The sequence below is a fragment of the Sphingomonas sp. BK235 genome, assembly GCF_004345855.1.
In the GTDB taxonomy this organism is placed as follows: Bacteria; Pseudomonadota; Alphaproteobacteria; order Sphingomonadales; family Sphingomonadaceae; genus Sphingomonas.
The window spans coordinates 1-1,219 of sequence record NZ_SLXN01000024.1; the positions used below are offsets into that span (position 1 = coordinate 1).

Here is a 1,219-nt window from a genome sequence, read left to right on the forward strand (position 1 = left end):
GGGTCAGGCGGCTCTGGCGAATGCGTCGCGATGATCGCGCAGGAAGCTCGCGAAGTCCTTCGGGGGCTCGCCGGTCAGGCGTTCGACTTCGCCGGTCGGATCAATGTCGTGGTGGCCTGCCACCATGTCGCTGAACTGCGCGATGAGCCCATTGGCCATCCAACGCGAGTTGCCAGCCAGCCGCAGGACCGTGCGGAACACCGGCACAGGCAGATCGAGGTAGCGCACGTTGCGCTCCGTCACCTTCGACAGTTGCGCGGCAGCGTCCTTCATGTCGAAGGTCTGCGGCCCGGTCAGGAAATAGGTCGCGCGGCTGTGCCCGTCTTGCGTCAGCACGGTTGCGGCGACCCGCGCGATGTCGCGCGAGTCGATCCAGGACACCGACCCCTTGCCGGCACCGAGTGGCAGATAGCCCTTGGCCACCGGTTTGGTGAACCACAGGAAGTTCTGCATAAACGCTGTGGGCATCAGGATGGTCCAGTCGACGCCGGAAGCGCGCAGGTGATGATCGATCAGCGCATGGGCTCTGGCCCAGGGAATTTTCGACCGCACGTTACAGTCCGACGCGGAGATCTTCACGATCCGACCGACGCCTGCCCGCCTGGCCGCGTCGATCGCCGCCGTCTCCCGCGCGACCTGGGGCGGCTCAGGCGCGGTGACGAGGAACAGCGTGTCGATGCCGGTCATCGCGGCCGTCAACGTCTCGGGTCGGTCGAGGTCGCCGAGCGCCGCGTCCACGCCATCCTGGCGCAAGCGATCGATCTGCTCCTGCTTGCGGGCCATCGCGCGGAACGGCGCGCCTGCTTGCTTGAGCTGCCGGCAGACCTCGCCGCCGATGCCGCCGGTGGCGCCTAGAACCAAGATCATGACAGGGTTTCCTCATCGGTGTGGGAGACAGAGGCCGATGCGCCTTCGACACGGTCGAGCCTCTCGGTGATGACGGCGATCATCTCGTTCAGCGTGGCGTTCGCGGCTTGCAGGCGCTCGCTCCCGATCCGGTCCGCGATGGCCTGGTCGAGCGGCGCAACTACGTTTTCCGCCTCGGCGACTGCTTCCAGGCCGGCGGGCGTGAGAACGACTAGCTTGGCGCGCTGGTGGTGAGGGTTGCTCTGGAACTCGACCAGCCCTCGCGCCGCGAGCACATCGACAATGCGCTGCACCGCTTGCCGCGTCAGGCCCATGTTACGGGCAATCGAGGCGGTAGGCAGCGGCATGGGCG

2 protein-coding genes are annotated in these 1,219 nt (G+C 66.9%); both read right to left on the bottom strand.

Annotated elements, in window-relative coordinates:
• Positions 1-3: 3 nt before the first annotated feature.
• Complete coding sequence (locus EV292_RS22425) at positions 4-867, bottom strand: SDR family oxidoreductase (protein ID WP_132911493.1); 864 nt, start codon at positions 865-867, stop codon at positions 4-6.
• Positions 864-1,219 (bottom strand): MarR family transcriptional regulator (locus EV292_RS22430; RefSeq protein WP_132911494.1); only part of this gene is annotated, 356 nt, incomplete at its 5' end. The genes EV292_RS22430 and EV292_RS22425, both read right to left, overlap by 4 nt.

Bases quoted from the DNA above. Each gene is read 5' to 3' on its own strand.
- EV292_RS22425 (WP_132911493.1), bottom strand. From the start codon at position 867: ATGATCTTGGTTCTAGGCGCCACCGGCGGCATCGGCGGCGAGGTCTGC.